General features: G+C 75.9%; 21 protein-coding genes and 2 pseudogenes. 12 read left to right on the top strand and 11 right to left on the bottom strand.

Features of this window, described 5'->3' with window-relative positions; all coding sequences use genetic code 11:
- Positions 1–130 precede the first annotated feature (130 nt).
- From HK417_RS19615 to HK417_RS19605, 3 genes are all read right to left on the bottom strand, one after another.
- Positions 131–406, bottom strand: coding sequence for a universal stress protein (locus HK417_RS19615; RefSeq protein ID WP_222269886.1), 276 nt, complete (start codon positions 404–406; stop codon positions 131–133).
- Positions 373–864 carry a universal stress protein gene (locus tag HK417_RS19610; protein ID WP_222269884.1) on the bottom strand — a complete coding sequence of 164 codons (492 nt, stop codon included), beginning with the start codon at positions 862–864 and terminating at the stop codon, positions 373–375. The genes HK417_RS19615 and HK417_RS19610 overlap by 34 nt, the downstream gene beginning before the upstream one ends.
- Positions 865–939: 75 nt before the next feature.
- Complete coding sequence (locus tag HK417_RS19605) at positions 940–1,938, bottom strand: universal stress protein (RefSeq protein WP_222269882.1); 999 nt, start codon at positions 1,936–1,938, stop codon at positions 940–942.
- 192 nt (positions 1,939–2,130) lie between these two features.
- Here HK417_RS19605 and HK417_RS27015 point away from each other — a divergent pair.
- The 5 genes and pseudogenes from HK417_RS27015 to HK417_RS19585 all read left to right on the top strand — a co-directional run.
- Positions 2,131–2,265, top strand: a pseudogene (locus tag HK417_RS27015) (CBS domain-containing protein); the annotation flags it as partial.
- A gap of 128 nt (positions 2,266–2,393) precedes the next feature.
- A pseudogene (locus HK417_RS25750) lies at positions 2,394–2,801 on the top strand (CBS domain-containing protein); the annotation flags it as partial.
- Between the two features lie 17 nt (positions 2,802–2,818).
- The gene (locus tag HK417_RS26600; RefSeq protein ID WP_222269862.1) at positions 2,819–3,376 is read left to right on the top strand and encodes a universal stress protein; all 558 of its coding nucleotides are present in this window, start codon (positions 2,819–2,821) and stop codon (positions 3,374–3,376) included.
- Positions 3,295–3,717 (top strand): universal stress protein, encoded by a 423-nt coding sequence (locus HK417_RS19590; protein ID WP_222269852.1) that lies wholly within the window; start codon positions 3,295–3,297, stop codon positions 3,715–3,717. The genes HK417_RS26600 and HK417_RS19590 overlap by 82 nt, the downstream gene beginning before the upstream one ends.
- Position 3,718: 1 nt before the next feature.
- Positions 3,719–3,976, top strand: a complete 258-nt coding sequence (locus HK417_RS19585; protein ID WP_222269850.1) for a flavodoxin domain-containing protein — start codon at positions 3,719–3,721, stop codon at positions 3,974–3,976.
- Between the two features lie 289 nt (positions 3,977–4,265).
- Here the strand turns inward: HK417_RS19585 and HK417_RS19580 are convergent, their stop codons facing one another.
- Positions 4,266–4,532 (bottom strand): hypothetical protein, encoded by a 267-nt coding sequence (locus HK417_RS19580; protein WP_222269848.1) that lies wholly within the window; start codon positions 4,530–4,532, stop codon positions 4,266–4,268.
- A gap of 122 nt (positions 4,533–4,654) precedes the next feature.
- On the opposite strand from HK417_RS19580, the gene HK417_RS19575 reads away from it, so the two are divergent.
- The 3 genes from HK417_RS19575 to HK417_RS19565 are packed head-to-tail and all read left to right on the top strand — an operon-like array spanning position 4,655 to position 7,157.
- Positions 4,655–5,668 (top strand): Acg family FMN-binding oxidoreductase, encoded by a 1,014-nt coding sequence (locus HK417_RS19575; RefSeq protein WP_222269846.1) that lies wholly within the window; start codon positions 4,655–4,657, stop codon positions 5,666–5,668.
- Complete coding sequence (locus tag HK417_RS19570) at positions 5,665–6,606, top strand: universal stress protein (RefSeq protein ID WP_222269843.1); 942 nt, start codon at positions 5,665–5,667, stop codon at positions 6,604–6,606. Before HK417_RS19575 ends, HK417_RS19570 begins: the two co-directional genes overlap by 4 nt.
- Complete coding sequence (locus tag HK417_RS19565; RefSeq protein ID WP_222269841.1) at positions 6,603–7,157, top strand: flavodoxin domain-containing protein; 555 nt, start codon at positions 6,603–6,605, stop codon at positions 7,155–7,157. The genes HK417_RS19570 and HK417_RS19565 overlap by 4 nt, the downstream gene beginning before the upstream one ends.
- Positions 7,158–7,178: 21 nt before the next feature.
- Here the strand turns inward: HK417_RS19565 and HK417_RS19560 are convergent, their stop codons facing one another.
- From HK417_RS19560 to HK417_RS19550, 3 genes are read right to left on the bottom strand one after another with little or no spacing between them, the layout of a single operon-like run.
- A complete protein-coding gene (locus HK417_RS19560) occupies positions 7,179–7,607 on the bottom strand; it encodes a helix-turn-helix transcriptional regulator (RefSeq protein WP_222269839.1) in 429 nt (142 codons plus the stop codon).
- On the bottom strand, positions 7,604–8,446 hold the full coding sequence (locus HK417_RS19555) for a phosphotransferase (protein WP_222269837.1): 843 nt from the start codon (positions 8,444–8,446) through the stop codon (positions 7,604–7,606). The genes HK417_RS19560 and HK417_RS19555 overlap by 4 nt, the downstream gene beginning before the upstream one ends.
- Positions 8,443–9,003, bottom strand: coding sequence for a DUF1772 domain-containing protein (locus HK417_RS19550; protein WP_222269835.1), 561 nt, complete (start codon positions 9,001–9,003; stop codon positions 8,443–8,445). The genes HK417_RS19555 and HK417_RS19550 overlap by 4 nt, the downstream gene beginning before the upstream one ends.
- A gap of 287 nt (positions 9,004–9,290) precedes the next feature.
- Between HK417_RS19550 and HK417_RS19545 the strand changes: the two genes are divergently transcribed.
- Positions 9,291–10,739 carry a pyridoxal phosphate-dependent decarboxylase family protein gene (locus HK417_RS19545; RefSeq protein WP_222269824.1) on the top strand — a complete coding sequence of 483 codons (1,449 nt, stop codon included), beginning with the start codon at positions 9,291–9,293 and terminating at the stop codon, positions 10,737–10,739.
- A 90-nt stretch (positions 10,740–10,829) separates the two neighbouring features.
- On the top strand, positions 10,830–11,177 hold the full coding sequence (locus tag HK417_RS19540) for a hypothetical protein (RefSeq protein ID WP_222269822.1): 348 nt from the start codon (positions 10,830–10,832) through the stop codon (positions 11,175–11,177).
- A 57-nt stretch (positions 11,178–11,234) separates the two neighbouring features.
- Here HK417_RS19540 and HK417_RS19535 read toward each other — a convergent pair whose 3' ends face one another.
- Both HK417_RS19535 and HK417_RS19530 read right to left on the bottom strand, forming a co-directional pair.
- On the bottom strand, positions 11,235–11,432 hold the full coding sequence (locus HK417_RS19535) for an RGCVC family protein (RefSeq protein WP_222269820.1): 198 nt from the start codon (positions 11,430–11,432) through the stop codon (positions 11,235–11,237).
- A gap of 204 nt (positions 11,433–11,636) precedes the next feature.
- The gene (locus HK417_RS19530; RefSeq protein ID WP_222269817.1) at positions 11,637–11,777 is read right to left on the bottom strand and encodes a hypothetical protein; all 141 of its coding nucleotides are present in this window, start codon (positions 11,775–11,777) and stop codon (positions 11,637–11,639) included.
- Between the two features lie 354 nt (positions 11,778–12,131).
- Here HK417_RS19530 and HK417_RS19525 point away from each other — a divergent pair, with 354 nt between their 5' ends.
- The gene (locus HK417_RS19525; protein WP_222269815.1) at positions 12,132–12,332 is read left to right on the top strand and encodes a hypothetical protein; all 201 of its coding nucleotides are present in this window, start codon (positions 12,132–12,134) and stop codon (positions 12,330–12,332) included.
- Between the two features lie 336 nt (positions 12,333–12,668).
- Here the strand turns inward: HK417_RS19525 and HK417_RS19520 are convergent, their stop codons facing one another.
- Both HK417_RS19520 and HK417_RS19515 read right to left on the bottom strand, forming a co-directional pair.
- Positions 12,669–13,895, bottom strand: coding sequence for a PucR family transcriptional regulator (locus HK417_RS19520; protein WP_222269813.1), 1,227 nt, complete (start codon positions 13,893–13,895; stop codon positions 12,669–12,671).
- A 135-nt stretch (positions 13,896–14,030) separates the two neighbouring features.
- Complete coding sequence (locus HK417_RS19515) at positions 14,031–14,402, bottom strand: DUF3040 domain-containing protein (RefSeq protein ID WP_222269810.1); 372 nt, start codon at positions 14,400–14,402, stop codon at positions 14,031–14,033.
- A gap of 228 nt (positions 14,403–14,630) precedes the next feature.
- Here HK417_RS19515 and HK417_RS19510 point away from each other — a divergent pair, with 228 nt between their 5' ends.
- Positions 14,631–15,449 (top strand): SDR family NAD(P)-dependent oxidoreductase, encoded by an 819-nt coding sequence (locus HK417_RS19510; RefSeq protein ID WP_222269807.1) that lies wholly within the window; start codon positions 14,631–14,633, stop codon positions 15,447–15,449.
- Positions 15,450–15,458 lie beyond the last annotated feature (9 nt).

Below are 15,458 nucleotides of genomic sequence, written 5' to 3'. Positions count from 1 at the left end.
TCGCCGGTCCCCCCCCGCCCCCCCCGGCGGGGGGGCCGCGCCCCCGGCCCGCGCCCCCCTGCCGGCACCGGGAACCCGGGGGGGCCCCCCCCCCCCCCCCCCCCCCCCGGGCCGGCTGCTCCCCCGCCGGTCAGCCGGTGGGCGGCCGGCCTGCGGGGTCGGCTGCGGCGACCCGGTCGGTGCCGTCGGCGGAGGCCTCGGCCGGCTGGTGCACGACCAGGACGTCGCAGACGGCGTTCTTCACGACGTCACCGGGGACCGGCCCCAGCAGCTGCTCCTCCTGCGCGCCGAGTCCACGGTTGCCGACGACGATGAGGTTCGCCGGGTTCGCGCCGACCGTGTCGAGGATCGCCTGCGCCGGGTCACCGGCGCTCAGTCCCTGGACCGCACCACGGTGACCGGGCACGGGGCGTGCCGCACGCACTGGTCGCTCACCGAGCCCAGCACGAGGCCGGCGAACCCGCCCAGTCCGCGGGCGCCGACCACGAGCAGGTCGGCGCCGACGGCGGACTCGATCAGCCCCCGCGCCGGGGAGCCCTGCGTGACGTGGCAGGTGACCGACAGCGTGGGGTCCAGGTGGGCGGCGGCCACGCGGGCCTCCAGCTCCTCGCGGACCGCCTTCTCGTAGTCCGGCAGCGGCGGCACGTACCCGAACTCCCAGCTGGCCGGCTGGGGCGCGGTGGTCATCCGCCAGGCGCGCAGCACGTGCAGCGGCCAACCGGCCCGCGCGGCCAGCGCGGCCGCCCACTGGAGCGCCTCCTCGGCACCCTCCGACCCGTCGTGCCCGACCAGGACGCCGCCGGAGATCTGCGCGATCCGGACGACGCCGTCGTCAGCGCTCTGGACGTCAGTGCCTTCCGTCATGAGGACAACGTACGGCGCGGGGTGTCTGACTCCCAGTGACCAAGGTCCCGACCCCTCCGCCGCCTTCGCGAGGGATCAGCGGTGCCCTGCCCCACCGCCGGGACGCCGGCCTGGCTCCACCGCGGGATGCACGACCATCACCGGACCCGAGCCGCGCATCGCGCAGGCCAGCGCCACCGAGCCCAGCAGGAGCCCGCGGAACCCACCGTGCCCGCGACTGCCCACGACCAGCAGCTCGGCGTCGGAGGACCAGCGCACCAGCACGTCCGCGGCGGGACCCTCCGCGACCACCACCCGGACCCGGGGCGCCGCACCGTCGGAGCGGGCCCGGTGCTCGGCGAGCACGTCCTCGACCATGGCCTCGGCGCCGCGCTTCAGGTCCAGCCGCACCTCCACCGACGAGATGCTCCCCGCCGACACGTCGGCCCAGTGGTCGGTCGTCCCGGAGCTGGTGACGACGTCGACCTCGGCACCTCGCCACGCGGCCTCCCGGACCGCGGCGGCCAGTGCGGCACGTGACCCCTCGGACCCGTCCACCCCGACCAGCACCCTGCCCGGTCGTCCGGTCGGGGCCGGGTGGACCACCACCACCGGACACGGCGCGTGGGTCACGCAGTGCAGGCCCACGGAGCCCAGCAGCGCACTGCGGACCGCACCCCGCCCGCGGCTGCCCACCACGAGCAGGTCGGCGTCCGCGGAGGCGTGCACGAGACGCTGGGCTGCCGCCCCCACCGAGACCACCAGCACCGTCCGCACGTCGGCGGTGCCAGGCACGGCGGTGACGGCGCTGTCGGCGCGCACCTCGAGCACGAGCTCCCCCAGCCGCGACTCGGTCTCCGCGCGGATCGTCGCCACGGCCGGCATCGACAGTGGGTACCCGCCGATCCAGACGAGCTGGAGGGAGAAGGTCGACACGACCTCCAGCTCCGCGCCCAGTCGGGCCGCAGCGGTGAACGCGTACACCAGCGCGTCCCGCGAGCCCGGTGAACCGTCGACCCCCACGACCACCCGGGGTGGACGCCGCCCGGCCTCGGCCACGCTCGTGTCGGCGGCGACTCCCGCGGCTGCGGTCATGTCGGCTCCTCGATCGCTGACCCGGACCCGATGCCGGGCGCCCGTGACCACGATGACCGTCGGGGGCCGGAGCGGGGAGGGACCTCGGTCCCTGCTCGCAGCCTCCGCACGTCCCTGTACCGGCCGGTGCCGTCGCCCTAGCTCGTCCTCGCCGCCGAGGACGAGGGGGAAGCCGTGCAGATCAGGGACGTCATGACCGGTGACGTGGTCACCGTGGGCCCGGACACGCCGGCCAAGGACGCCGCCGCGGTCATGGCCGACCGCGGGTTCGCGGCACTGCCCGTGGTGGACGACCACGGCGTCGTGATCGGCATCGTCACCGAGGCGGACGTGCTGCGCGACCGCCTGCCGCAGGACCCCCGGCTGCCCCTGATCCGCGAGTCCGGGGCGCGGACGCCTCCGGCGCTGCTGGTGCGCGGGGTGATGACCTCCCCGGTGCGGACCGTGCCGCCGACGTCGCCGACGTCGCGCGGCTGTTCGTCGACGCCCGCCTGCGCAGCGTCCCTGTCGTGGACGGCTACCGGCTGGCCGGCATCGTCAGCCGCCGGGACCTGCTGCGGACCCTGGTCCATTCCGATGACGACATCCGGTGGGACCTGCTGCGGCTGGTCGAGGCGTACACCCAGGACCCGGACGGCTGGTCGGTCGCCGTGTCCGACGGGGTGGCGACCGTGCGCCGGGTCGGCCGGGGTCCGCTGGACAGCGACGCCACCGCGGACCCGGGCACCCTCCAGCGGGCCGTCACGAGCTTGGCCCGGACCGTTCCCGGGGTGATCGACGTCCGGATCGAGGGTCTGGACCCGGCCGAGGACCCGGCCACGGCAGTCGACACCCGCGGTGAACCCCCTGCGCACACCCGCTGAGCGAGGAGGAGACAGCCATGACCGTGCCCGACCCCGGTCGACCTGTCGTCGTGGGAGTCGACGGATCGGAGAACGCGCGTGCGGCCGCGCACCTCGCCGCGGCGGAAGCCCGGCGCCGCTCCGCGCCCCTCGAGCTCGTCTCGGCGCTGCCCAGGGCCTTCTTCGGCACGGTGACCGTGGCACCGGAGCCCGGGCTCTTCTCCGCCGTCAACCAGCGCGTCTCCGAGGTGCTCCGGTCCGTCGCCGCCGAGGTGACGGACGCGGTCGGCGAGGGCCCGGTGAGCTGGTCGGTGGTCGAGGGTGCGCCCGCGGACGTGCTGCGGGAGGCGTCTGCGCGCGCCCAGCTCGTCGTCCTCGGCAGCCGCGGCGTCGGTGGGGTGCCGGGCTGCTCACGGGGTCCACCGCCGGCGCCGTCGTCCCCACGGCCGACTGCCCCGTCCTCGTCCTCCCCGACGACGTCTCCGCCGCGGTCAGCCAGCGACGGTCCGTCGTCGTGGGCGTCGAGGGTCGGCCCGGTGACGACGAGGTCCTCGCCTTCGCCTTCGAGGAGGCCGCGGCCCGCGGCACCGACCTGATCGCCGTGCACGCCTGGCAGGACGTCGTCCTGGAGACGCCCTACCAGTCGCTCAGCGTCCTGATCGACTGGAGCAGCGTCCGCGCGGACGAGGAACGCGTGCTGGCGGAGGCGATGGCCGGATGGCGGGACGAGGTCCCGGCCGTGCCCGTGCGCGAGGTGGTGGTCCGCGACAGGACCGCCCGGGCCCTGGTCGCTGCCGCGCTGACCGCGGAGCTCCTGGTCATCGGGCACCGCCGGCGCAACCGGCTGGCCACGCTCGGGTCCACCACCCACGGCGTGCTGCACCGGGCTCCCTGCCCGCTCGCCGTGGTCCCGATCACCTCGAGGACGGCAGGCTGAGATGGTGCCGCGGCCGGACCGGACGGCGCTGGTCGGCCACGCGTCCGCGGCCGGCTCCACCCGGGGCGTCGCCGACCGGATCGCCGCCCGCCTGCGCGCCGGCGGTGTGGCCGTGACCTGCGCACCCCTGTCGGCCGACCTGGACCCGGACGACCACGGGGCCTGGGTCGTCGGCAGCGCGGTGCACGGCATGGCGTGGCTGCCCGCCGCCGTCGGGTTCCTCCAGCGAGCCGCCTCGGTGCCGGCCCGTCCCTGCTGAGCGTTCAGCGTGGGTGGCCTGGCGCCGACCGGTGCCTTCCGGCGGTGGCTGGGCAGGCAGGAGGTCCGACGGATCGAGCAGGGCTTCCCGGCGGGCCTCGTCCGGCGCGACCACCGGCTCTTCGCCGGGGTGGTGGTCACCGAGGGGATGAACCGGGCGGGCCGCGCCTTCTGGCGTGGGGTCGGGGGGCGGCCGGGTGACCAGCGCGACTGGGCCGCGATCGACCGGTGGGCGGACGACGTGGCCGCCCAGTTGACCGGGTCGCCGTCGCCCGGCCCGGCGACGAGCGTCAGCCCGCCCGACCCGCCTCCCCGTGGTCCCGGCCGGGCACCAGCACGTCGGCCGGCTCGGAGAGGGCGGTGAGCACCTCCGCCACCGGCCCGGTGAGCACCTGGACCCGTGTGCGCCCGCGCACGCCTGTCTCGGCGACCGCTGCCCGGACCCGGGCGCCGGAGCGCGCCGTCCGGAACGGTCCGAGCCGGGTCGGATCGGGGCGACCGGTTCCGGGCGTGCCCATGGCGGGCTCCCCGGTGCGCAGCGGGTCTGTCGGCTCCACGGTCGCGGTCCTGACGCGGCGCAGCGCGGGGGTCCTTGGTCCCCGGCGGAAGTGACTCGCGACCCGGGCGCCGCCGTCCTTCCGGTGCGATCGTCGAGGGACCACCGGGAGGGAGTCCGACGATGACGACGCCGACGACGGGCGGCTCGCCCACGGGTGAGGCGCCCGACCCGTCCCTCGACGAGCGGATGCGGGCGCTGGAGGCCGCCGCCGACGCGGCGCGGGCCGCCCCGTCGGTGCACGACAGCCGGCCCTGGACGATCGTGCTGCACCGCGACCGGCTGGAGCTGCTCGCCGATCCGTCGCGCCGGCTGGCCGCCCTGGACCCGGCGGGCCGGGAGCTCGTGGAGAGCCTGGGGGCGGCCCTGTTCAACGTGCGGGTGTCGCTGGCTGCGGGCGGCTGGGCGGTGGCGGTGGACCGCTTCCCGGACAGTGCCCGCCCCGACCTGGCGGCGGTCGTGCGCCCCGTCCACGGAGCTCCCGAGCCGGGGATCGCCCAGCTGGCGTCCGTCGTCCACCAGCGGCGGTCGAACCGGCGCGGCTTCCTGGCCGAGGAGGTGCCTGATGAGCTGCTGGACCACCTCGCCGCGGCGGCCGCCGCGGAGGGCGCCACGCTCGTGCCGGTGCTCACTCCGGAGCACCGCCGCCTGGTCGTGCAGCTCAGCCGGGAGGCCGACATGGCGCAGAGCGGCGATCCGGCCTGCCGCGCGGACCTCCGCCGATGGCGGACACAGCCCGCACCGGCCGGCGGCCCGTCCGCTCCCGAGGACCCCTTCCCACCGGAGCGGGCGAGGGCGGACAGCGAGTCCGGAGCAGACCGGTCGTTCGTGCTGCTGGCGACCCGGGCGGACGACCCGCCTGCCTGGCTCCGCGCCGGGGAGGCGCTGCAACGGCTCCTGCTGCAGCTCACCCGGCTGGGCTGGGCGGCCGGCCCGATGACCCAGGCCCTCGAGGTCTCCCGGACCCGCGACCAGCTGCGCGCCGGGATCACCGGGGAGCAGCACCCGCAGATGCTGCTCCGAATCGGTTTCGCCGCGCCTGCAGAGGAGGCCCCCCGGCGACGCCGGGACGACGCCGTCCGGGACCGCGTCCCGCGGCCGGTGCCCGACGGGCGGGGAGGCACCACATGGGTGTGAGCAGCAGGTTCCCGGCGGTCGTCGCCGGCGTCGACGGTTACGATCTCGCCGCGGCGGCGGCAGCAGCCGCGACCGCCGTGGCGCGTCGCCGGCTCCTGCCCGTCCGTCTGGTGCGCGCGTTCGACCGGCCCGTGCCCTCCCCCGGCGCGGGACCCGTACCCCCCGGCCGGGAGGCCGCCCGCCGGGCGGCACTCGCGGCGCTCGGCGACCTGCGGGAGACCCTGCTCCGCCAGTACCCGGGGGGCCAGATCACCACTGCCCTGGTCGAGGGGACCGCGGCGGAGGTCCTCCTCGAGGAGACCGCCTCCGCCGAGCTGCTCGTCCTCGGCCCCCACGGGGCGGCGCCGTCGTCCGGCGTGCTCGGCCGCGTCAGGGTGGAGGTGGTCCGCCGGGCGCCGTGTCCCGTGCTCTGCGCCGCCGTCCCGTCGGGCCGCGTCGTCGACGGCCCCGTCGTGGCACTCGTCGACCCGCGCGATGCCGCGACGTCCTCCCGTCTGCTCTCGACCGCTCTGCTGGAGGCGACGACCCGCGGCAGCGACCTGGAGGTCGTGGACCTCTCGCGGACCGGTGGGCCGGTCGGACCGGCCGGGACCGGTCTGGCCGCCGCCGTGGAGCGGATGGGCCGGGCGGCGCCCGGCGTACGGATCCGCTGCCGTCGGCCGGACGACCCCTCGGGTCGGCACCTGGGACCGGCCGAGCGCGGCGCGCAGTTGCTCGTCGTGGGCCGCGGGGACCCGGCCGGCGCCCTGCCGCCGGTCCTCCGGGCGGTGCTGAGCCAGGCCGGCGTTCCGGTGCTGCTCGTCCCGCCCGCGGCCGCTCCCCTGGCCCGGGCTCCCGTCCTCGCGCTCTCGCTGGCACCGGGACGGGCCGGAGACCCGGACCGGCGCCCCGAGCGGAGCGACCTCTCCCCCACCGACCGATCGGAGTACGGCAGATGAGCGCCACCCAGCCCCGCGTCCTCGTGGCAGCCGCGAGCAAGCACGGCGCCACGATGGAGATGGCCACCTTCCTCGCCCGAACCCTGCAGGAATCGGCGGCCGGACAGCGGTGCGGGCTGACCGCCGAGGCCCTGCCCATCGAGCGACGACCCGACGCCGCGCGCTACGACGCCGTCGTGCTGGCCAGCGCGGTGTACGTGGGCCGCTGGCTGGAGCCGGCCCGGCACTACGCGGCCGACCAGGTGACGGCGCTGCGCGTCCGGCCGGTCTGGCTGCTCAGCAGCGGGCCGATCGGTGAGCCGCCGTTCCCGCCGGACGAGCCGCACGACGCCGGTCCGATCGCCGCCATGGTCGGCGCTCAGGGACGGCGGGTGTTCCCGGGACGCCTGGACAAGCGCCTGCTGACCGTCGGGGAACGGGCGATGGTCACCGCCATGCGCGCACCGCTCGGCGACTTCCGGGACTGGGAGGCCCTCCGCGGCTGGGCCGAGGAGATCGCCGCCGGGCTCCGCCCGGGCACCCCGACGGCGCCGGCCACCGCGCCGTCCTGACCGCGACGGGCCGCGCTGTCGTCACGTCCCCGGGACGACGAGACCCGTCTCGTAGGCGAGCACCACCAGGCGGGCGCGGTCACGGGCACCGAGCTTGGCGAGCAGCCGCGAGACGTAGGTGCGCGCCGTCGCCGGTGAGAGGAACAGCTCCCGGGCGATCTCCTCGTTGGACCGGCCCCGCCCCACCAGGGCCAGCACCTCCCGCTCCCGCTCGGTCAGGCCCTGCAGCGGCGCGTCGTCCACCGTGGCCCGCAGCCGGTCGGCCAGCGACCGCAGCACCGTCCCGGTGACCGCCGGGGACAGCAGCGACTCCCCGGCGGCGACCACCCGGATCGCCGAGCGGAGATCGGTGGGCTCACCGCCGGTGTCGCGGCCCGAGGCGAGGATCGTGACGGTCTCGCCGGTCGGCAGGTGCAAGGTCCGCGGGTGGTGCCCGGGCGTCGTGGTCATGCCGTCGGCTCCGCCGCGCCGGGGAACAGCCACGCGACGCTGCGTTCGGCGGCCCGGCGGTACGCCTCCCGGCCGCTCTCCCGTCCGTAGGCCAGGTCCTCCAGCGCGGCGCACCGCGCGAAGAACGTGATGCGCTGCCGGAACTCCGGGGTGTCGGAGCCGTAGGCGAGCAGCACGTCGTCGAGGAAGGCGGGGCCGAAGTCCCGGTACGGCCGGGCGAGGTCCAGCGCGGGGTCGGTGACGGCCGCGTCGGCCCAGTCGATGATCCCGGTCAGCTCGCCGTCCGACTCGAGGAGGTGTTCGGCACCCAGGTCGGTGTGCGCCAGCACCAGCTGCCGGGCCGGGCGGGGTCGGGTGGCGCGCAGGGTCCGCAGCAGCGGCGCGGGGCCGGGGAGGTCGGCGAGCCAGGCGTCGGGCTCGGCGGGATCGACCGGGGCCCGGTCACCGATCTCCGCCCGGGGGACGCCGTGCAACTCGCGCAGGACCCGCCCCAGCCGGGCAGCGGCCCCCTCGGGTGCCGCCCGTCCGAGCAGCGGCCGCCCCGAGACCAGGGGGTAGCCGAGCACGCCGAGAACCGGGTCGGCGAAGCGGGGCACGGGCACCGGGACGGACACGTGCGCGGCGACCAGCCGCAGCAGCTCGGCCTCGCGGGTGACCTCGGCGCGGGCTCCCGGGCCGGCGACCCGCAGGACCAGGTCCCCCGCCAGGAACGCGCTGTGGTCCAGCCCGCCGCCGAGCTCCCGCAGGTCGGCGCCGGAGCAGCCGGGAGCGTGGGCGGCGAGGGCACACGCGGCGCGGGTGCGCGGCACGTCGTCGTCCGCCGTCCCCTCACTGGTCATCGCTCCCCGCCGTCCGGGGACGGGCGCGCTCCGCGGCCGACCCGCACCCGCTCGGCCGCGACCGCGGCGGTGGCGCGGACCCAGCGCAGCAGCGCCGTGAACGCCAGCGCGGAGGTCACCGCGCCGCCGACGAGACGCACCCGGTGCCCGGCGACGAACTCCTCGGCCACCTGCCGCAGGTACTCCGGCGCGTGGGTGCCGACCGGGTCGACGAACATGATCTCGTTGCGCGGCCAGAAGAACACCACCGAGAACAGGAACTCGCAGGCGGTGAAGACCGTCGCCGCGGCGGCGAGCCACCACCGCAGCCGCGGCTCCCGCCACGTCAGCACCGTCGCGACCAGGCTGGTGAGCACGACCGTGGCGCCCAACGGGGGGAAGTAGTCGCTGGGACCACCCGCGACGAGGAACTCACGGGCCCGGTCCAGGGACGCCGGTGGGTCGCCGAAGATGTTCGGGTAGAGCATCACGGTCTCCGCCGCCACGCCGCCGAAGGACAGCATCGCCGTCCACACGAGGACGACGAGCACGACCGTGGTCAGAGCCGTGCGCGACATCGCACAGGTTCCTCCAGCTGCTCGGCACTCGACGCCCGGACGGGCACCGTCGCCCGAGGACGCTAGGTCGGCCGACCTCCCGGGTCTGCCGACTCCGAGCGCGGACCGGTGTCGCTCCTCGACGTACGACGAACCGGCATGCACCTGCCCGACGGCGACGACGGGGTGGACGGCGATCGACTCGGGCCGCGCGATCTCCCGGGCGGCCGGCGGGCGCCGGGCGGCCGATGCCGGGCCATCCTTGGCCGACGGCCGGCGGCCGGCTGTCCGGAGCGAGGAGGACCCTCATGGAGAGCGACGAGACGTCCACGAGCGCTGACCGGTCGCTCGAGACGGAGGACGTCCGGGCGTCGGATCGGCGCTACGACTGTCTCGACGACGCCGCCCGACTGGCCCGCCGGTATCTCGACGGGCTGGGGGTACGACCGGTGGGCGCCGAGGCGGGACTCGGTGAGATGCGTGCCGTGCTGGCACGCCCACTCACCGACGAGGGGGAGGACCCTTCGGTGATCATCGAGAGCCTGGCGCGTGACGTCGGTCCCGGGCTCGTCGCGTCGGGTGGACCGCGGTACTTCGGGTTCGTCATCGGCGGCGCGCTGCCGGTCGCGGTGGCGGCCGACTGGCTGGTGTCGGCGTGGGACCAGAACGGCGGGGGCTTCCCCGCAGCACCGTCCCTGTCGGTGGTCGAGGAGGTCGCCGCCGGCTGGGTGCGCGAGCTCCTCGGTGTGCCGGCGTCCAGTGGGGTCGGGTTCGTCACCGGTTGCCAGATGGCGAACGTCACCTGCCTGGCCGCCGCGCGGCATGCGGTCCTGCGCGACGCCGGCTGGCACGTCGAGACGCGCGGGCTGCACGGCGCGCCCCGGATCCGCGTCCTGGCCGGTGAGTACGCACACGTCACGATCGGGGTCGCGTGCCGGCTGCTCGGGCTGGGTGGACTCGTCGACGTGGTGCCGGCCGACGACCAGGGCCGGATGCGCGCCGACGCCCTGGAAGAGGCCCTCACCGGCGGCGCCGGCGGCCCGACGATCGTCTGCGCGCAGGCCGGGGAGATCCACACCGGGGCGTTCGACCCGTTCGTCGACATCGCCCGTGTGTGTCGCGAGCACGCGGCGTGGCTGCACGTCGACGGCGCGTTCGGTCTGTGGGTCGCCGCCAGCCCGCGGCGGCGCACGCTCCTGGCCGGCGCCGAGCAGGCGGACTCGTGGGCGACCGATGGTCACAAGTGGCTCAACGTCCCCTACGACTGCGGGATCGCCGTCGTCACCGACCCGCAGGCCCACCGCGCGGCCATGACCTCGACCAGCGCCTACGTCCCCGCCCACGCCGACGACGTGCCGTACGGCCTCGACTGGACGCCGGAGTTCTCCCGGCGGGCCCGGGGCGTGCCGGTGTACGCGGCGCTGCGTCAGCTGGGCCGCCGCGGCCTGGCCGACCTCGTCGACCGGTGCTGCGACCACGCCCGGCTGATCGCCGGGCGCCTGGCCGCGGAGCCCGGCATCGAGATTGTCAACGACGTCGTGCTGAACCAGGTCCTCGTCCGCTTCGGCGACGACGACGGCTGCACCGACACGGTGATCGAGCAGGTCCAGCGCGACGGGACCTGCTGGCTGGCCGGCAGCACCTTCCGCGGACGCCGGGTCATGCGGATCTCGGTCGTCGGGTGGCAGACCACCGCGGCCGACGCCCACCGCAGCGCCGACGCGATCATCTCCGCCGCGCGCGTTCCCGGCTGCTGAGGACGGCTGGTCGGTCGTACGTTGGTCGCGGGCGTCGCGGACGGCCCCATCCGGTCCGCACGACCTGCCGACACGAGCTGAGGCGGAGCGATGGCGACCAACCGGCCCGACCCGGGCGAGTTCCTCGAGTTCGCGCAGCGGATGCTGCGTGAGCTGTTCGGCGAGTCACGGGACGACGACGACGAACCGTGGGCGGCGGCGACCCGTCCCTCCCGCGAGCGCGCCGGGATCACGCAGGGCACCCGCGAGCCCACCCCCCAGCAGCAGCGCGAGAACCTCACGTTCGCGCTCGCGACGCGCGCCGTCGAGGCGCTCGAGGACCTCGCGCTCAACGTCGCGGCGATCCGCCAGCGCCTCGAGCGCACGGACCAGCCGGGCAAGGGAGCGCGGCCCGAGGACGAGAGCGGCTCGGGCGGAGCCGACGTCACCGGCCTCTGACGCGCCGTCGTGGTCGGCGGGCCAGTCGATCGCGGCTGACCGCTCCCCCTCGGGTTCTCATGCGGGCTGGCAGACGCAGCCCTGAGCGGTGACCGAGTCCCGGGTGGCTCGGCAGAACCGCAGCGAGATCGCGTCGTGGTCGGCGACCCGGTGCGGGCACACGTCGCACCCCGGGGCGGTCCCGGACTCGGGGGTGGCCTCGGGCCGCCGGTCGTGCTGGCCGGTACGGGGGGCGGTTGACGCTGGGGCAGGCATGGTGGGTCCCTCCTCGAACAGGTGGCGGGCGATGGCCGGGGCGTTGTCTCGGCGCGGCGCGGCGGGGTCAGGGCCTCGCGATGGCCACCGCGGGAGCCGACCCGGGCAGCTGGCCGGCCGGGACGACGAACACCGCACCGCCCGAGCTCAGCGATAGGTCACGTCGCCTCCCGCCCGTCGCCCCGATCGTCGTCCGGACGTGGTTCACCAGTTCGCCGGCGGATCGCTGGCGGGGAAGGACTGCAGGCCCCACTCCTCGACGATGTCGATCAGCCGACGCCCCTGCCCGGCGCGGGTGGTCGACCGGGGTGAGCGGACGTCGCCCAGGGCGATCGGGAGTTCCACGACCGCGACCGGGGAGAACTCTAACCCAAGAGCGCCGGATGGGTGCATGCCGATTTCTCCATTCGTTTGTGTACACCTCGAGGGTGCTCCCGGCGGGCCATTCGGCCAATGGCGCTGTCCGGTCGACTCAGCCGCACCCTGGCTTCCTGCGTCCGGCAAGATGCTGGCCTCACCCGGTTGCTGGAGGTCTTCTCGGTAAGAGCAGCGTCTGACCGCTGGCCTGCTGCAGGTTGCCGGCGTCCGGCAGGTCGCCGTCGGGCGACTCGTCCGGTGGACGGCGTTGAGCCGGCGTCCGCCTCCGCGCGACACTCCGAACAGGAATGCGGTCGGACGCCGGCGGAGAGGGAAGCGCACATGAGCTCGTTGGTCCACCTCGGCCGAGCTGCGATCTCCCGAGCACAGCTGGCAGCGCCCAGGGAACGGGAGGCGGTCCGCGGCACGCTGATACCCGCGGATGAGCCTGAGCACCGGCGGCACCTCGCCGGCCTGGCCGCGGACGGCGAGCGGGACGACCGCCGACCGCGGCCCACGACCCGCCCGATGGGCCGGGGATGACCGCCATGGGCCACGCCGCGATCGTCGTCGCGGAGCGCAAGGCGCTCCTCGCCCGCACCGACTCCCTCGTGCGGGAGTTCCATCCGGTCCTGTCGGCCGGAGCCGTCATCCGCGCCGTGACCCGCTGCCGCGCCGAACTGCTGCGCGCCGGGGTGCGGCGCGGACTGGCCAGCACCACCGAGGCCCGGGTGCGCGCGCAGCTCTGCCGGAGCGCTGCGAGCGCCGACCGCATCGGCGGCAGCCGCGACTCCCGGGTGGCCGGCCTGGCCCCCCCGGCTGACCAGCCCGTGGAGCGCACCCGGTCCCGTCAGCCGGTCTGGGGGGCGCCCGGGCAGGTCACGGTTCCGCAGGCAGCGGCGTCGCGGGCCACTCCAGCAGCCGCGCGCCGAGCACAGCCGTCTGCAGCGCGAACCGCTGGTCGGGCTGGGCGACGCTGTACCCGGTGAGCTGGGCGACCCGGGCCAGGCGATAGGTGACCGTGCGGACCGAGACGTGCAGCCGGCGGGCGGCCTCGGTCGCGACCTCGCCGGCGTCGAAGTACTCGCGCAGGGTCTCCAGCAGCACCTCCGCGCCGCCGCGCACCTGCTCCAGCGGCGTGAGCACGTCGCGCACCAGGTCGACGATGGCCGTTTGATCGCGGCCCAGCACCCGGTAGACGAGCAGGTCCCGGGCATGGACGACGTCGGTGTCGAAGCCGAGCCGGTCGGCGAAGGTCAGGGCCTCGAGAGCCTCCTCGTAGGAGCGGGCGACCCCGTAGGCGCCGGGGAAGGCACGCCCGGCCGCCACGCGCCAGCGGCCGGCGATCTCCCGCCGGTGCAGTTCCTGCTGCAGCGCCGCCCCCACGTCGCCGCCACTCAGCAGGGTGAACGCCGGGGCGCCGCCGCCCGGGACGACGACGACCACGCGACCGTCCTTGGTGGCCACCAGCACCTCGCGGTCGCCGAACCTGTCGACCACCGCACGCTCCAGCGCGATGGCCGCGCGGTCGACCGCGCCGTCCGCGTCGCGCGGTGCGACCAGGGCGACGTGGTGGGGCTTGCCCAGGTCGATGCCGAACGGCTCGGCGCGCTCCACCAGCCGGGAGACGTCGGCGTCCCCGCGCAGCAGGTCGTCGACGAACTCCGCCCGCAGGGACTCCTCCCGGCGGATCATCTCCCGCCGCTCGGACTGGTGGCCGTCGACCAGCACGCCGATGGCGTCGTCCAGCACCCGCAGCACCGCCTCCGCGGACCGGCGCACCTTCTCCGGATCGGAGGAGCGCACGACGACGGGCAGCTGCCGCCACAGCCGCCACGCCGCGGACAGGTAGAGGTCGACGGCGCGGCGCGCCCCGACGCCCTGCGCTGCGGCGCGACGCCCGAGTTCGCGGACGGCGTCCAGCTCGAACGAGTCGGGACGGCGCCCGTTGATCGCGGCGTCGGCCAGCAGCGGCAGGTACTCGCCGAGCAGTTCCGCGGGCGCCTTCACGGCGGCTGCCGCCGAGACGCCGACCGGGGCCAGCCAGTCGTCGGAGGCCGATGCCGCCGACCGGCCGGTGGGCTCGCCGTCGGTCCTGCGGGTCATGTCCCCTCCCGTCGTTGCCGACGATGGGCAACGACAGCATGCCTCACCAGGCCGCCTGCGCGGATCCGGGACGACGTCCAACGGTTCTGGGCGCAGTCTGCGCGCAGGAGGTGCGGTGGCCACCTGGCCCGGACGTCACGCCGTCCGCGGGGTGTCCCGGCGGTGCTCCCCCGGCGACGAGTGCCCTTCACCGTCGAGCGGGACGTCCCGGATCGCCGTCGGCGCGGACGGCCCGACGACACCCTCCAGCGAGGACCAGTAGCGCCACAGCAGCCACCGCGGGAGGACGGCGACGGCGATGGCCAAGCCGACGACCGGGGCGCCGAGGATTATCAGGAGAGCGGCGAGGCAGCCGCCGGCGACGACCGCAGCGGAGAGGCCCACCGGCCTGGAGTCGCGTGGCGGCCGGACCGTCCGGTCGAGGACCGGAGGAGCGGGCTCCTCGGCGTCCTCCGCGAAGTGACACCGGATCTCGTCCCAGGCCCGCTGTTCGTCGTGGCTGAGCATGGTCCACCTCCTACAGAGCCCAGCCTGCCGGGGACCGGACCGCTGCACGAGGGGCGTCACCGGCGAGGTGCGGCACCCCGGCGTTGCCGGGAGCCGGCAACCGCCGGGGACGGCAGGACGGTGGCCCCCGGGCGACTTCAATCCACGGCCCCGGGTGATCGGGTGTCCGAGTGGTCCGAGACGCCCGTCCTGCTGGCGACCGGAGGTCGGACGGTGCACGCTTCGGCCGTGTCCAGCGAGCCCCGAACCGGCCCGGCCGGCGTTCGTGCGCTGCCGTTCCCGGACTTCCGCCTCGACGGACGGGTCGCGGTGGTCACCGGTGCGAGTTCCGGCCTGGGCGCCCGGTTCGCCGCGGTCCTGCACGCGGCCGGCGCACACGTGGTCCTCGCGGCCCGGCGCGAGCAGCGGCTGGAGGCCATCGCCGAGCACGTCGTGGTGAGCCGACCCGGCAAGGGCGACGTGCGATGGCTGGTCGGCGACCTGACCGACGACGGCACGCGCATCCGGCTGGTCGAGCTGGCCGCGTCCCTCACCGGGACGATCGACGTGCTGGTGAACAACGCCGGAACCGTCGAGGAGGGGGACGGGCTGGTCGAGCCGCTGGACGGGGTTCGGCGACTGCTGGAGACCAACCTCCTCGCCGCCTACCGACTGAGCCAGTTGGCGGTCCGGCACATGACAGACCCAGCGGGCGGCAGCATCGTCAACATCGCCTCGATCAACGCCTTCCGCAGCGAGGACCGCTATCCCCTGGCGGGCTACGTGGCGAGCAAGGCCGGGATCGTCGGGCTGACGCGTGAGCTGGCGGCCCAGTGGGGCCGACGCGGGATCCGGGTGAACGCGCTCGCCCCCGGTTACTTCCCGACCGAGATGACCGGACTGCTGGCGGACCAGGACCAGGTGGCGTGGATCCGCGACCACACCGCCCTCGGCCGCCCAGCCGAGATCAACGAGCTCGACGGGGCGCTGCTGTTCCTCACGACCGCGGCCTCGACGTACCTGACCGGCCAGACCCTCGTCGTCGACGGCGGCTGGTCCGCCTACTGAGCGAACCGC

The organism is Modestobacter marinus (genome assembly GCF_019799945.1).
GTDB lineage: Bacteria > Actinomycetota > Actinomycetes > Mycobacteriales > Geodermatophilaceae > Modestobacter > Modestobacter marinus_B.
The sequence above is the reverse complement of the archived record's forward strand: the minus strand, read 5'-3'. Positions and strand labels throughout refer to the sequence as shown.

Bases quoted from the DNA above. Each gene is read 5' to 3' on its own strand.
- HK417_RS19610 (WP_222269884.1), bottom strand. From the start codon at position 864: ATGACGGAAGGCACTGACGTCCAGAGCGCTGACGACGGCGTCGTCCGG.
- HK417_RS19605 (WP_222269882.1), bottom strand. From the start codon at position 1,938: ATGACCGCAGCCGCGGGAGTCGCCGCCGACACGAGCGTGGCCGAGGCC.
- HK417_RS26600 (WP_222269862.1), top strand. From the start codon at position 2,819: ATGACCGTGCCCGACCCCGGTCGACCTGTCGTCGTGGGAGTCGACGGA.
- HK417_RS19585 (WP_222269850.1), top strand. From the start codon at position 3,719: ATGGTGCCGCGGCCGGACCGGACGGCGCTGGTCGGCCACGCGTCCGCG.
- HK417_RS19575 (WP_222269846.1), top strand. From the start codon at position 4,655: ATGACGACGCCGACGACGGGCGGCTCGCCCACGGGTGAGGCGCCCGAC.
- HK417_RS19565 (WP_222269841.1), top strand. From the start codon at position 6,603: ATGAGCGCCACCCAGCCCCGCGTCCTCGTGGCAGCCGCGAGCAAGCAC.
- HK417_RS19560 (WP_222269839.1), bottom strand. From the start codon at position 7,607: ATGACCACGACGCCCGGGCACCACCCGCGGACCTTGCACCTGCCGACC.
- HK417_RS19555 (WP_222269837.1), bottom strand. From the start codon at position 8,446: ATGACCAGTGAGGGGACGGCGGACGACGACGTGCCGCGCACCCGCGCC.
- HK417_RS19550 (WP_222269835.1), bottom strand. From the start codon at position 9,003: ATGTCGCGCACGGCTCTGACCACGGTCGTGCTCGTCGTCCTCGTGTGG.
- HK417_RS19545 (WP_222269824.1), top strand. From the start codon at position 9,291: ATGGAGAGCGACGAGACGTCCACGAGCGCTGACCGGTCGCTCGAGACG.
- HK417_RS19540 (WP_222269822.1), top strand. From the start codon at position 10,830: ATGGCGACCAACCGGCCCGACCCGGGCGAGTTCCTCGAGTTCGCGCAG.
- HK417_RS19535 (WP_222269820.1), bottom strand. From the start codon at position 11,432: ATGCCTGCCCCAGCGTCAACCGCCCCCCGTACCGGCCAGCACGACCGG.
- HK417_RS19525 (WP_222269815.1), top strand. From the start codon at position 12,132: ATGAGCTCGTTGGTCCACCTCGGCCGAGCTGCGATCTCCCGAGCACAG.
- HK417_RS19520 (WP_222269813.1), bottom strand. From the start codon at position 13,895: ATGACCCGCAGGACCGACGGCGAGCCCACCGGCCGGTCGGCGGCATCG.
- HK417_RS19515 (WP_222269810.1), bottom strand. From the start codon at position 14,402: ATGCTCAGCCACGACGAACAGCGGGCCTGGGACGAGATCCGGTGTCAC.